The organism is Bordetella sp. 2513F2, from assembly GCF_054642735.1.
Genome location: NZ_CM137755.1, coordinates 2146483 through 2159930, shown reverse-complemented (window position 1 = coordinate 2159930; position 13448 = coordinate 2146483). Strand labels below are relative to the sequence as shown.

14 protein-coding genes are annotated in these 13448 nt (G+C 67.6%); 6 read left to right on the top strand and 8 right to left on the bottom strand.

The features are described from left to right. Positions 1–42: 42 nt before the first annotated feature. Positions 43–1347 carry an MFS transporter gene (locus tag ACYBYQ_RS10160; protein ID WP_459618620.1) on the bottom strand — a complete coding sequence of 435 codons (1305 nt, stop codon included), beginning with the start codon at positions 1345–1347 and terminating at the stop codon, positions 43–45. 176 nt (positions 1348–1523) lie between these two features. Between ACYBYQ_RS10160 and cyoA the strand changes: the two genes are divergently transcribed. Genes cyoA through ACYBYQ_RS10135 form a run of 5 tightly spaced genes read left to right on the top strand, consistent with a single transcriptional unit; the run spans position 1524 to position 6381 of the window. Next, the gene (cyoA, locus tag ACYBYQ_RS10155; protein ID WP_459618750.1) at positions 1524–2495 is read left to right on the top strand and encodes a ubiquinol oxidase subunit II; all 972 of its coding nucleotides are present in this window, start codon (positions 1524–1526) and stop codon (positions 2493–2495) included. A 53-nt stretch (positions 2496–2548) separates the two neighbouring features. Next, positions 2549–4552 (top strand): cytochrome o ubiquinol oxidase subunit I, encoded by a 2004-nt coding sequence (cyoB, locus tag ACYBYQ_RS10150; protein ID WP_459618619.1) that lies wholly within the window; start codon positions 2549–2551, stop codon positions 4550–4552. Continuing rightward, entirely contained in the window at positions 4545–5174 is a 630-nt protein-coding gene (cyoC, locus tag ACYBYQ_RS10145; protein WP_459618618.1) for a cytochrome o ubiquinol oxidase subunit III, read from the top strand. The genes cyoB and cyoC overlap by 8 nt, the downstream gene beginning before the upstream one ends. After that, positions 5171–5620 carry a cytochrome o ubiquinol oxidase subunit IV gene (gene cyoD, locus ACYBYQ_RS10140; protein ID WP_459618617.1) on the top strand — a complete coding sequence of 150 codons (450 nt, stop codon included), beginning with the start codon at positions 5171–5173 and terminating at the stop codon, positions 5618–5620. The genes cyoC and cyoD overlap by 4 nt, the downstream gene beginning before the upstream one ends. Further along, positions 5617–6381, top strand: a complete 765-nt coding sequence (locus ACYBYQ_RS10135) for an SURF1 family protein (RefSeq protein WP_459618616.1) — start codon at positions 5617–5619, stop codon at positions 6379–6381. The genes cyoD and ACYBYQ_RS10135 overlap by 4 nt, the downstream gene beginning before the upstream one ends. A 9-nt stretch (positions 6382–6390) precedes the next feature. On the opposite strand, the gene arsH is transcribed toward ACYBYQ_RS10135, so the two are convergent. The 6 genes from arsH to ACYBYQ_RS10105 all read right to left on the bottom strand — a co-directional run bounded on the left by arsH (position 6391) and on the right by ACYBYQ_RS10105 (position 11209). Continuing rightward, positions 6391–7059 carry an arsenical resistance protein ArsH gene (gene arsH / locus ACYBYQ_RS10130; RefSeq protein WP_459618749.1) on the bottom strand — a complete coding sequence of 223 codons (669 nt, stop codon included), beginning with the start codon at positions 7057–7059 and terminating at the stop codon, positions 6391–6393. A 43-nt stretch (positions 7060–7102) separates the two neighbouring features. Then, a complete protein-coding gene (gene arsC / locus ACYBYQ_RS10125) occupies positions 7103–7525 on the bottom strand; it encodes an arsenate reductase (glutaredoxin) (protein WP_459618615.1) in 423 nt (140 codons plus the stop codon). Positions 7526–7549: 24 nt separating this feature from the next. After that, the gene (arsB, locus tag ACYBYQ_RS10120; RefSeq protein WP_459618614.1) at positions 7550–8605 is read right to left on the bottom strand and encodes an ACR3 family arsenite efflux transporter; all 1056 of its coding nucleotides are present in this window, start codon (positions 8603–8605) and stop codon (positions 7550–7552) included. Between the two features lie 12 nt (positions 8606–8617). Further along, on the bottom strand, positions 8618–9112 hold the full coding sequence (locus ACYBYQ_RS10115) for an arsenate reductase ArsC (RefSeq protein WP_459618613.1): 495 nt from the start codon (positions 9110–9112) through the stop codon (positions 8618–8620). A gap of 20 nt (positions 9113–9132) precedes the next feature. After that, positions 9133–9483, bottom strand: a complete 351-nt coding sequence (locus ACYBYQ_RS10110) for an ArsR/SmtB family transcription factor (protein WP_459618748.1) — start codon at positions 9481–9483, stop codon at positions 9133–9135. A 142-nt stretch (positions 9484–9625) separates the two neighbouring features. Next, entirely contained in the window at positions 9626–11209 is a 1584-nt protein-coding gene (locus ACYBYQ_RS10105; protein WP_459618612.1) for a TerC family protein, read from the bottom strand. A 314-nt stretch (positions 11210–11523) separates the two neighbouring features. On the opposite strand from ACYBYQ_RS10105, the gene ACYBYQ_RS10100 reads away from it, so the two are divergent. Next, positions 11524–12954, top strand: coding sequence for an MFS transporter (locus tag ACYBYQ_RS10100; protein WP_459618611.1), 1431 nt, complete (start codon positions 11524–11526; stop codon positions 12952–12954). Here the strand turns inward: ACYBYQ_RS10100 and ACYBYQ_RS10095 are convergent. After that, complete coding sequence (locus ACYBYQ_RS10095; protein ID WP_459618747.1) at positions 12943–13431, bottom strand: winged helix DNA-binding protein; 489 nt, start codon at positions 13429–13431, stop codon at positions 12943–12945. The two genes, ACYBYQ_RS10100 and ACYBYQ_RS10095, sit on opposite strands and share 12 nt — an antisense overlap. Between the last annotated feature and the right edge of the window lie 17 nt (positions 13432–13448).

The window sequence follows — 13448 nt, the reverse complement described above, 5'->3', positions numbered from 1 at the left end:
TTCCCTGCCCGCAGGCGCTTCACGCCATGCGGGCGGGAAGGCTCAATTCGTCTCCAGCAGCCGGTTGATCTTCAGCGCCACCAGGGTGCACACGGCACCCGATATCAGGTAGAGGCTGGTGGCCACCAGCCCGAACTTCACCGACAGGCCCAGCGCCACCAGGGGTGCGAAGGCCGCGCCGAACAGCCAGGCCATGTCGGCGGTGAGCGCCGCGCCGGTGTAGCGGAAATACATCGAGAAGTTGGACGTGACCGTGCCGGATGCCTGCCCATAGGACAGGCCCAGCAGCACGAATCCGCACAGGATGAAGAGATTCTCGCCGGTGGCACCGCCTTCGAGCAGCCAGGGCACGGTGAGCGCGAACAGGCCGATCAGCAGCGCCAGCGCGCCCAGCGTGTTGCGCCGGCCGAAGCGGTCGGCCAGCCAGCCCGATGCGATGTTGCCCACCATGCTGAGGGCCGCGCCGAGTATCTGCACCGCGAGCACGCTGGCCAGCGGCCGTTCGCCGTTCAGGCCTATCCAGGAAAGCGGGAAGACGGTGACGAGGTGGAACAGGGCATAGCTGGCCAGTGCGGCGAATGCGCCGATGAAGACGTTGTAGGCCTGCTTGTCTATCACTTCCGAGACGGGGATGGGCGCGAGCTCGCGCTCTTCGAGCAGCCGCGTGTATTCCTCGGTGACGACCAGGCGCAGCCGCGCGAACAGGGCCACCACGTTGATGGCGAAGGCCACGAAGAACGGATAGCGCCAGCCCCACTCGACCAGGTCGGAATGGCTGAGATTGCTGAGCAGGTACAGGAAGATCGCGCCGGCCAGCATGAACCCGGTGGGCGCGCCCAGCTGCCCGAGCATGGCGTACCAGCCGCGCCGGTCGGCCGGCGCGTTCAGCGCCAGCAGCGAGGGCAATCCGTCCCAGGAACCGCCCAGTGCGATGCCCTGCAGGCAGCGGAACACGGCCAGCAGCACGATGGCCGTGGCGCCCAGCGTGTCGTAGCTGGGCAGGAAGGCCATGCCGGCCGTGGCGGTGCCCAGCATGAAGAGCGCCAGGGTGAGCTTGATGCTCCTGCCCCACCGGTGCTGCACGGCCATGAAGATGGCGGTGCCGAACGGCCTGCAGACGAACGCGAACGAGAAGATCACGAAAGACCACAGCGTGCCGTGCAGCGGCGATTCGAACGGGAAGAAGACCTGTGGGAAAACGGCAACACAGGCGATGCCGAAGACGAAGAAATCGAAGTATTCGGACGTGCGCCCGATGACCACGCCCACCGCGATCTCGCCGGGGGCGACGTTGGAATGGCCGGACGCCTGTGGGGTTCCCGGATACTGCGTAGCGGTGGTGGACATACGTTGGCGCGCTCCGTTTGACGTGGAAAACAGCCTGCCCCGATGAGCGCCCACACGAACTCTGTGCGCCCTGCTACCGAACTCCCGCGTATTTTGCTCTAGATTTTTCACATCCTCCAGAGTAGGGTTGCAACTATCCTGGATCGGGACACCAACCGCGGAGGGGCTGCATGGCGATGCCGTTCTTCAGAAAGTTGAGATGTATGCTGCTGTTTCCCGCCCTGGCCGCGCTGGGGGGCTGCAGCAAGGCGGTACTGCTCTCCCCGTCGGGCGACGTGGCATGGCAGCTGCGGGACATCATCCTGATATCCACTGCCCTGATGCTGCTGATCATCGTGCCGGTGATCGCCGCCACGCTGTGGTTCGCGTGGCGCTATCGCGAAAGCAATGCCGACGCCCCCTACTCTCCCGACTGGGACCACTCCACCATCCTGGAGCTGGTCATCTGGGCGGCGCCGCTGCTGATCATCATCGCGCTCAGCGCCCTCACCTGGGTCAGCACCCACAAGCTCGATCCCTACCGCCCGCTCGAGCGCCTGGACGCACAGCGCCCCATACCGCCCGACACCCGGCCGCTCGAGGTGCAGGTGGTGGCGCTGGACTGGAAATGGCTGTTCCTGTATCCCGAGCAGGGCATCGCCGCGGTGAACGAACTCGCCGCCCCGGTCGACCGCCCCATCGAGTTCAAGATCACGTCGGCGGCGGTGATGAACTCCTTCTTCATCCCTGCGCTGGCCGGGCAGATCTACGCCATGCCCGGCATGCAGACGCGCCTGCATGCGGTCATCAACCAGCCGGGCGTCTACGACGGCTTCTCCGCCAACTACAGCGGCGAGGGCTTCTCGCAGATGCGATTCAAGTTCCACGGGCTGGCGCAGGCCGAGTTCGAACAGTGGGTGCAGGCGGGCAAGACCGAGGGCAAGGCGCTGGACCGCGCAGCCTACCAGCAGCTGGCGCAACCCAGCGTGGCCGCGCCGGTGCAGCGCTACGGCACGGTGGATCCGGAGCTGTTCCAGGCCATCCTCGACCGCTGCGTGGAGCCCGGCGGCGCTTGCGCGCCGGCCCTCGCCGACGCCATCTGCCGGGCGCCGCGGCAGGCCGCGCTGGAGGCGCCGCCAGATGCCCCGACCACACCCGCCGCCATGTAGGCCGCGCCCGCCCTGATTCCACGTTCGACGAAAGCCCCTCGCAGGAACGCCAAATGCCCGACCATCCAGCCGCTGAAAGCCTCTTGTTCGGACGCCTGACCTGGGACGCCATCCCCTTCCACGAGCCCATCCTGCTGGTCACCTTCGCCGTGGTGGCCCTGGGCGCCGCCGCCCTGCTGGGCGCCATCACCTACTACCGGCTGTGGGGCTATCTGTGGCGCGAGTGGTTCACCAGCATCGACCACAAGAAGATAGGCATCATGTACGTGGTGCTGGGCCTGGTGATGCTGCTGCGCGGCTTCGCCGACGCGCTCATGATGCGGGCGCAGCAGGCCATCGCCTTCGGCGACAACCTCGGCTACCTGCCGCCGCACCACTACGACCAGATCTTCACCGCGCACGGCGTGATCATGATCTTCTTCGTGGCCATGCCGCTGGTCACGGGCCTGATGAACTACGTGGTGCCGCTGCAGATCGGCGCACGCGACGTGGCGTTCCCGTTCCTCAACAACTTCAGCTTCTGGATGACCACGGCCGGCGCGGTGCTGGTGATGATGTCGCTGTTCGTGGGCGAGTTCGCCCGCACCGGCTGGCTGGCCTACCCGCCGCTGTCCGGCATCCTGCACAGTCCCGACGTGGGGGTGGACTACTACATCTGGGCGCTGCAGATAGCGGGCGTGGGCACCCTGCTGTCGGGCGTCAACCTGCTGGTCACGATCGTGAAGATGCGCGCCCCGGGCATGCAGATGATGCGCATGCCGATCTTCACCTGGACCTCGCTGTGCACCAATGTGCTGATCGTCGCGGCCTTTCCGGTGCTCACCGCCGTGCTGGCGCTGCTGGCGATGGACCGCTACGTCGGCACGAATTTCTTCACGGCCGACGGCGGCGGCAACGCCATGATGTACGTGAACCTGATATGGATATGGGGCCATCCCGAGGTCTACATCCTGATCCTGCCGGCCTTCGGCATCTTCTCGGAGGTGGTGGCCACCTACTGCCGCAAGCGCCTGTTCGGCTATGCCTCGATGGTGTACGCCACGGTGGTCATCACGGTGCTGTCGTACCTGGTGTGGCTGCACCACTTCTTCACCATGGGCTCGGGTGCCAGCGTCAATTCGTTCTTCGGCATCACCACGATGATCATCTCCATCCCGACCGGCGCCAAGGTGTTCAACTGGCTGTTCACGATGTACCGCGGCCGGATCCGCTTCGACGTGCCCATGCTCTGGACGGTCGGCTTCATGGTGACCTTCGTGATCGGCGGCATGACCGGGGTGCTGCTGGCCGTGCCGCCGGCCGACTTCGCCCTGCACAACAGCCTGTTCCTGATCGCGCACTTCCACAACGTGATCATCGGCGGGGTGCTGTTCGGCCTGATGGCCGGCATCACCTACTGGTTCCCCAAGGCGTTCGGCTATCGCCTCGATCCCTACTGGGGCAAGTGGTCGTTCTGGCTGTGGCTGGTGGGCTTCTACGTGGCCTTCATGCCGCTCTACGTACTGGGGCTATTGGGCGTGACGCGCCGCATGAACCATTTCGACGATCCGTCGCTCCAGATCTGGTTCCAGCTGGCGGCCGCGGGCGCCCTGCTGATCGCCGGCGGCATTGCCTGCTTCCTGATCCAGCTGGTGGTGAGCTTCCGCAAGCGGGAGTCCCTGCGCGACCTCACCGGCGACCCCTGGGACGGCCGCACGCTGGAATGGTCCACGTCCTCGCCGCCGCCGGCCTACAACTTCGCATTCACGCCCGTGATCCACGACCGCGACGCCTGGTGGCAGATGAAGCGCCAGGGCTACACGCGTCCGCTCGAGGGCTTCATTCCCATCCACATGCCGGCCAACACCTGGGCCGGGATCGTGCTGGCAGGCATCTCGCTGGTGCTGGGCTTCGCGCTGATCTGGCACATGTGGCCGCTCGCCATCCTCTCCTTCGTGGCGCTGGTGGGCGTCGCCATCGCCCACACCTTCAACTACGACCGCGACTACTACGTGCCGGCCGAAGAGGTCGCCCGTTGCGAAGCCGATCGTACCCAACTGCTGGCCAGCCATGTCTGAACTCACTGCATCCGCCCCGAACGGCGACGCGGGTCGCCAGTTCTACCTGACCACCGAGCACCATGTGAAGAACGGCACCCTGCTGGGCTTCTGGGTGTACCTGATGAGCGACTGCCTCATCTTCGCCTGCCTGTTCGCCGCCTACGGCGTGCTGGGGCGCAACTACGCCGGCGGCCCTACCGGCGCCGACCTGTTCGACCTCCCGCTGGTGGCGATCAACACCTCGCTGCTGCTGTTCTCCTCCATCACCTACGGCTTCGCGCTGCTGCAGGGCCGCAAGGGCCGGGTCGGATCGCTGCTGGGCTGGCTGGCCGTCACCGGGCTGCTGGGCGCGGGCTTCCTGGGCCTGGAACTGTACGAGTTCGCGCACCTGATCCACCAGGGCGCGGGGCCGCAGCGCAGCGCGTTCCTGTCGTCGTTCTTCACGCTGGTCGGCACGCACGGGTTGCACGTGGCCTTCGGCATCGTCTGGCTGGTGGTGCTGATGGTGCAGATCGGCAGGCACGGCCTGACCATCCCCAACAAGCGCCGCCTGATGTGCCTCTCCATGTTCTGGCACTTCCTCGACGTGATCTGGATCGGCGTGTTCACCGTGGTCTACCTGATGGGAGTGCTGCCATGAACGTGACGCATACGCCGCCGCTCAACGGCCGGGACCACGGCCACCATAGCGACCTACACCGCGACCCACATCGCGACCCCCATCACGCCCCCCATCACGACGAAGAAGATCCGCTTGCCCATGCCTCGCTGCACGGCTACCTGCTGGGCTTCGTGCTGGCCGCCATCCTCACCGCCATTCCGTTCTTCATCGTGATGGGCGGGGTGTTCTCCAGCTCGCGCGTGGCCAGTCTGGTGCTGCTGGCGCTGGCCGCGATGCAGATGGTGGTACACGTGGTGTACTTCCTGCACATGGATTTCCGCTCGGAAGGCGGGTGGAACATGCTGTCCATCCTGTTCACGCTGGTGCTGGTGATCATCACCCTGAGCGGCTCGATCTGGATCATGTACCATCTCGACCACAACATGATGCCCATGTTGCCGAACGACATGCGAAACAGGCCTTGAACGCTTCAACCCCTACGCAAACTACCGCATCCCGGCCGCGCAGCACGGCCAAGCTCGTCTTCCTGGCCCTGGTGGCCATCGTCCTGTTCGCCGGCTTCTGCGCGCTGGGCATGTGGCAGATGGAGCGCCGCGCGTGGAAGCTGGAACTGATCTCGCAGGTCCAGGAGCGCGTGCACCTGCCGCCCGCGCCCGCTCCCGGGGTGGCCCAATGGCCGGCGCTCAGCCGGACCGCAGACGAATACCGCCACGTGCGCGCCACGGGCACGTACCGCTACGACCGGCAGACCCTGGTGCAGGCCAGCACCGACTATGGCAGCGGCTACTGGGTCATGACCCCGCTGCAGCTGCGCGACGGCGGCATCGTGCTGGTCAATCGCGGGTTCGTGCTGCCGGCCTGGCGCAAGCAGCAGGACCAGGGCGGCCCGGCGGGCGAAACCGAAGTGGCCGGCCTGCTGCGCATGTCCGAGCCCGACCTCCCCATCCTGCGGCACAACCAGCCCAGCCAGGATCTCTGGTATTCGCGCGACACGCAGGCCATCGCCGCCGCGCGCGGGCTGGATACGGTGGCGCCGTATTTCATCGACGCCGGGAAGACGGCAGGACCGGCGCCGGACCCGGCCGTCGCGCCGGTGCCCGGCCTGACGGTGCTGGACTTCCACAACAACCATCTGTCCTACGCCATCACCTGGTTCGCGATGGCGGCGATGGTGATCGTGGGCGTGGTCATCGTGGTGCGCACCGGGCGGCGGGCCCGCCAGTAGCGCCCGGGCTCACATGGCGCGCTGGTTCACGCGCCGGGCCAGCTGCGCGGCGTCTTCCTTGCGTTCGCTGTAGCGATCGACCAGGTAGTCGCCGATGTCGCGCGTGAGCAGCGTGAATTTCACCAGCTCTTCCATCACATCGACCACCCGGTCGTAGTAGCTGGACGGCTTCATGCGCCCCGCCTCGTCGAATTCCAGGTAGGCCTTGGGCACCGACGACTGGTTGGGTATCGTCAGCATGCGCATCCACCTGCCCAGCACGCGCATCTGGTTGACCGCATTGAACGACTGCGAGCCGCCCGAGACCTCCATGACCGCGAGCGTCTTGCCCTGGGTGGGCCGGATGGCGCCCATCGACAGGGGTATCCAGTCGATCTGCGCCTTCATGATGCCGGTCATGGCGCCATGGCGCTCGGGCGAGGTCCAGACCATGCCTTCGGACCACTGCACCAGTTCCCGCAGTTCCTGCACTTTGGGATGGCTGTCCGGCGCGTCGTCGGGCAGCGGCAGGCCGGAGGGATCGAAGATGCGCGCCTCGCCCCCCAACGCCTCGAGCAGGCGTGCGGCTTCCAGCGTGAGCAGCCGGCTGTAGGAGCGCTCGCGCACCGAGCCGTAGAGCAGCAGGAACCGCGGGGCGTGCGTGGCCCGCCGCCCGGGCCAGAGCCGTTGCGGCGCGATCGGCGCAAAGCATGCCGGTTCGAGGTTGGGCAACTGGATCGCGTCAGGCACGGCGCCCGCCCTCCGTTGCCACGACCTGCCCGTCTTCCTTGATGAAGGGGCCCTGCTGCGGGTTGGGCAGGATGTCGAGCACGACTTCCGAGGGCCGGCACAGGCGCGTGCCCAGCGGGGTGACCACGATGGGCCGGTTCATGAGGATGGGGTGCTGCGCGATGAAATCCAGCAGCTGCGCGTCGGTCCATTTCGGGTCGGCCAGGCCCAGTTCTTCGTAGGGCGTGCCCTTGACGCGCAACACCTCGCGCACGGTCAGGCCGGCGTCGGCAAGCAGCCTGACCAGCGTTTCGCGCGAGGGCGGCGTCTTGAGGTATTCGATGACGGCCGGCTCTTCCCCGCTGTTGCGGATCATGGCCAGCGTGTTGCGGGAGGTGCCGCACGCGGGGTTGTGATAGATGGTGATGTCGCTCATGGCAATGCCCTGCTTCAGGAAGGATCAGGCGCGCTGGTACCAGCCGCGCGTGCGATTGACGATGTGCACCACGAGCAGCATGACGGGCACTTCGATCAGCACGCCCACCACCGTGGCCAGCGCCGCCCCGGACTGGAAACCGAACAGGCTGATGGCGGCCGCCACGGCCAGCTCGAAGAAGTTGCTCGCCCCGATCAGCGCCGAGGGGCAGGCCACGCTGTGCTGCTCCCCTGCCCTGCGGTTGAGCCAGTAGGCCAGCGCGGAATTGAAGAAGACCTGGATCAGGATGGGCACCGCCAGCATGGCGATCACCAGCGGCTGCTGCAGGATGGCCTGCCCCTGGAAGGCGAAGAGCAGCACCAGCGTCAGCAGCAGCGCCACGATCGACAGCGGCCCGAGCCGCGCCAGCGCGGTGTCGAACGCGGCCTGGCCGCGGCGCAGCAGCGCCCGGCGCCAGGCCTGCGCCAGGATCACGGGGATGACGATGTACAGCACCACCGAAGTGAGCAGCGTATCCCAGGGCACGGTGATGGACGACAGGCCCAGCAGCAGCCCGACGATGGGCGCAAACGCAAACACCATGATGGTGTCGTTCAGCGCCACCTGCGACAGCGTGAACAGCGGATCGCCGCCGGTGAGCCGGCTCCATACGAACACCATGGCCGTGCACGGCGCGGCGGCCAGCAGGATGAGGCCGGCGACGTAGCTGTCGAGCTGCTCGGCCGGCAGCCAGGGCGCGAACACCTGCCGGATGAACAGCCAGCCCAGGAAGGCCATCGAGAATGGCTTCACCGCCCAGTTCACGAAAAGCGTGACGCCGATGCCGCGCCAGTGCCTGCGCACCTGTCCCATTGCCGCGAAGTCCACCTTCATGAGCATGGGGATGATCATGAGCCAGATGAGCAGCCCCACCGGCAGGTTCACCCGGGCGATCTCCAGGCGCCCCACGATCTCGAAGGCCGCGGGCGCCGCCTGGCCCAGCAGCACGCCGACGACGATGCACAGGAAGACCCAGAGCGTCAGGTAGCGCTCGAACACGTTCATGGGCGCGGGCGGCGTCCCGGTCATGGCGGCTTGCATGGTCTTCGCCTCCTACGCCTTGCCGATGCCGTGCAGTTCGTGCTGCAGGCACATGGCGTCCAGCCGCGCCATCGGCAGGGACAGGAAAAGCTCGATGCGGCGCTTGAGCACCACGGCCGCGTCCTGGAACGCCTTGGCCTTTGCCTCGTCGCTGCCTTCGACGGCGGCCGGGTCCGGCACGCCCCAATGCGCCGACATGGGCTTGCCCGGCCATACCGGGCAGACTTCGCCGGCGGCGTTGTCGCAGACCGTGAAGATGAAGTCGAACTGCGGCGCGTCGGGCCGCACGAACTCGTCCCAGCTCTTGCTGCGGAAGCCCTCGGTGGGCAGCTTGAGCCGCTCCAGGGTGGCCAGCGCCAGCGGGTGCACCTCGCCCTTGGGCTGGCTGCCAGCGGAATGGGCGCGGAAGCGCCCCTGCCCCAGGCCGTTGAGCAGCCCTTCGGCCAGGATGGACCGGGCGGAATTGCCCGTGCAGATGAACAGCACTTCGTAGACCTTCTCCGACATGGACAACCTCCGCAACGGGATCAATGGGACGACCCGGCCGCCGGCGCACACCGGGCGGCCTCGATGGACAAGTTGATTTCGCAGGCGCCGCCTTCGCAGCAGTTCTCGGTGAGATAGGCCAGGAGGCCGCTCATGGCGGGGAAATCGGCGCGATAGATCAGGTTGCGGCCCTGCTGCTCGACCGTGACCAGGCCGGCATGGGCCAGTTCCTTCAGGTGGAAGGACAAGGCGTTGCGCGCCATGCCCAGGTGTTCGGCCAGGGCGCTGGGCGTGAGCCCCTGCGGGCCGGCCACCACCAGGGCGCGGAAGGCGCGCAGGCGCTGGGCATGCCCCAGGGCGGCAAGGGAGGCGACGGCGCGGTCTTCGGTCATGGCCATGGGGCTAATGATTCAATAATTCAACGTTTATTGAACTATAGCGCCCGACCTGCCCCGATGCAAGCGGGCACGCCGCAATGTCCTTGCGGCGTGCGCCGGACGAGGGCTCGCCGGATTTCGGTGGAGGCCGGGGGCCTCAGTGGCCGCCCGCGGCCTCGCGGGCATCGGCGCCGGGGCGCGGTTGCGCCCGCACCTGGCCGATGCGCAGGCCGTCGCGCTGCACGACCTCGAACATCCAGTCGCCCCAATGGATCGTTTCCCCGACTTCGGGCAGGCGGCCGCAAGCCCGCAGCAATGCGCCGGCCAGCGTGGCATCGGGCAGCGGCTGGGCCAGCCCGGCATCGGGCAGGAACAGCCGCGCTTCCTCGATCGGCATGCCGGCGTCCAGCAGCCAGGTCCCGTCGTCGAGGCGGGTCGCCGGCGGCGCTTCGGCGTGTTCGGGCAGGTCTCCGCCCACGGCCGTCAGCACGTCCAGCGGCGTGACCAGGCCTTCGCAGCTGCCATGTTCATCCACCACGATGAGCATGTGCTCGCGCGACTGCCGCAACACGTCCAGCACCTTGAACACCGGCGTGGTCTCGATGATGTAGTGGGGCTTGCGCGCCAGCTCCACCAGGTCCAGGGGGCCCGGCACCTGCAGCCTTCCCAGCACGTCCTTGAAATGCAGCACGCCGATGACATTGGCCGGATCGCCCTGGCACAGCGGCAGCCGTGCATGGCCGGACGAGAATTTCTCCACCACGGCATCGGGCGTGTCCCTGAGGTCCAGCCATACCATCTCGCCCCTCGGCACCATGATCGAGCGCACGTCGCGCGCGCCGATGGCCAGGACCCGCTCGATCAGGCTGCTTTCTTCGGGAGTGACGGCCGGCTCCTCGCCGACGCCGTCGACCAGGGCGGTGACGTCGTCCATCGTGTTCCGGTCGCCGTCCGCCCTGCTGCCGCGCAGCAGCCGCAGCACCGCCTGCGCGGTGCGCTGGCGTCCCGTCAGGCCATGGCTGCGGCGGCTGCGGTTGCGCCGGGCCAGCTGGTTGCATGCCTCGACCAGGATGGAGAAGCCGATGGCGGCATACAGATAGCCCTTGGGCACGTGGAAACCCAGGCCTTCCGCCACCAGGCTGAAGCCGATCATCAGCAACAGCCCCAGGCACAGGATGACGACGGTCGGATGGCGGTTGACGAAGGCCATCAGCGGCCGGCTGGCCAGCATCATCACGGCCATGGCAACCACCACGGCGATCATCATGATGCTGAGCTCCTGCACCATGCCTACCGCCGTGATGACGGAATCGAGGGAAAACACCGCGTCCAGCACCACGATCTGCAGGATGACCTGCCAGAACACGGCGTGCTGGACTTTCTGCGATCCGCCATGGGCCCTGCCCTCGACGCGCTCGTGCAGTTCCATCGTGCCCTTGAACAGCAGGAACACCCCGCCGAAGATCAGGATCAGGTCGCGCCCGGATATCTCGGCGCCGAACACCGTGAAGAGCGGCGCAGTCAGCGTGACCACCCAGGCAATGCTGGCCAGCAGGCCCAGGCGCATCAGCATCGCCAGGGTCAGGCCGATGACCCGCGCCCGGTTGCGCTGGGCCGGCGGCAGCTTGTCGGCCAGGATGGCGATGAACACCAGGTTGTCGATGCCCAGGACAATTTCAAGAACGATCAGCGTCGCCAGACCCAGCCAGGCGGTGGGGTCGGCCATCCAGTCAAAAATCATGAGGGAATCCGGAAGAAAGCAATGGAGCGCGCCACGACGCAGCGGGGCCGTGGCAGCAAGGCATGAGGGGGACGAACCGGCAGGCGCGGGTGGCAAGGCGCCCGGGCAGGCTGGAGAAACCGCCTGGGAGACGTGATTCCGGAGAGGGAGCGCCACGGGTCTGGAACGCGTGGCGCGGTGGTACTGGGAGGCTCGCTGGTCATGGAAGAGGATGAACCCGCGGTGGACGATGACGCCGGCACCCGGGGCGCACCCAAAGCTTACGGAAAGCTGAATATTACCGCAGGAGCGCGGTTGTGGCATATCGTGTGTCCATGAGCGCATCGCCCTCCCCCAGCGACATCCCCGCCCGCCTGGACCGGCTGCCCTGGTCGGCCTGGCACTGGCGCGTGGTGATTGCGCTGGGCGTGGCCTGGGTGCTGGACGGGCTGGAGGTGACGCTGGCCGGCTCGCTGGGCGCCATCCTCACCCACGCCGACACCCTGGCCCTCAGCCCCGCCGAAGTGGGCGCTGCCGGTTCGCTGTATGTGGCGGGCGCCGTCGCCGGGGCCCTGGTGTTCGGCCGGCTGGCCGACCGGCTGGGCCGCAAGCGCCTGTTCCTGGCCACGCTGGGCCTGTACATGGCGGCCACGCTGGCGACGGCCTTCGCGCCCGGCTACACCTTCTACGCCGTCTGCCGCTGCCTCACGGGCGTAGGCATCGGCGGGGAATACGCCGCCATCAACTCCGCCATCGACGAGCTGATTCCGGCGCGGGTGCGCGGCCGCGTGAACCTCGCCATCAACGGCTGCTTCTGGATCGGCGCCGCGCTGGGCGCGGGGCTGAGCCTGCCGCTGCTGGATGCGCGCCTGATCGATCCGGACCTGGGCTGGCGGCTGGCCTTCGGGCTGGGCGCCCTGCTGGCGGTGGCCATCCTGCTGGTGCGCCGCGACGTGCCGGAAAGCCCGCGCTGGCTGCTCTCCCATGGCCGCGCAGCCGAGGCGATGGCCATCGTGCAGGCCATCGAGGCGCAGGTGCAGGCCCGCCACGGCGCCCTCCCGGCAGTGGCGGGCGCCACGCCCGCCTATCGCGCGGCGCGCACGCCCACGCTGCGCGAGGCGGCGCGTGTGCTGCTGCGACGCTACCCGTCGCGCTCGGGGGTCTGCCTGGCCCTGATGCTCGCCCAGGCCTTCTTCTACAACGCGATCTTCTTCACCTACGCCCTGGTGCTCACGCGCTTCTACGATGTGCCTGCCGGCAGCGTGGGCTGGTACGTGCTGCCGTTCGCGCTGGGCAATGTGCTGGGGCCGCTGGTGCTGGGTCCCTTGTTCGACCGGGTGGGACGGCGCCGGATGATAGGGCTCACCTACCTGCTGTCGGGCCTCGGGCTCGGGCTTACCGCCTGGGCTTTCCAGGCAGGCTGGCTGGATGCCCGCACGCAGGCATGGTGCTGGACGGCCGTATTCTTCGTGGCCTCGGCCGCCGCCAGTTCCGCCTACCTCACCGCGAGCGAGGTGTTCCCGCTGGAAATGCGCGGCCTGGCGATCTCCCTGTTCTATGCGGCCGGCACCGGCGTGGGCGGCTTCGCGGGCCCGGCCCTGTTCGGCTGGCTGGTCGGCAGCGGACAGCGCGGCGCGCTGACCCTGGGCTACGCGCTGGCCGCGGTGCTGATGGCGGCGGCAGGCCTGCTGGCATGGCGGCTGGCGGTGGATGCCGAACGCAAGCCGCTGGAAGCCGTGGCGCCCCCGCTGAACTCAGAGCGATGAGGCCGCCCTGGCGGCCTGGTCGTAGATGCCCGACAGGAAGCGCAGCCGGCTGGCAATGCGCGACAGCTCCTCGGCATCGTCCAGTTCGCGGTCTACGCTGTGCAGCAGGCACTCCTGCCGTATGTCGCGGAAACGGCCCAGCAGCGCCGCGCCCTCTTCCGACACGGTGTAGAACACCTCCTTGCCGCTGCGGCTGCCCTGGACCAGGCCCTGCGCCGCGAGTTTCTTCAGCGCGTAGTTCACCACGTGCGTGTCTTCGTAGTTCAGCGTGAAGCAGATGTCGACCAGGCGCTTGCCGCGCGAACGGTGATGCACGTGATGCAGCACCAGGACGTCGGTGGGCCCCAGATCCGGCGCCCCGGCCGCCGCCATGCAGCGCGTGACCCAGCGCTGGAACGCATTGTTGGCCACGATCACCCCGAACTCCAGCTCCGACAATCCGGGATGCGCGCCTTCGGCCAGGTGCGCCGCCGACATGATGCGCAATGCCGTCT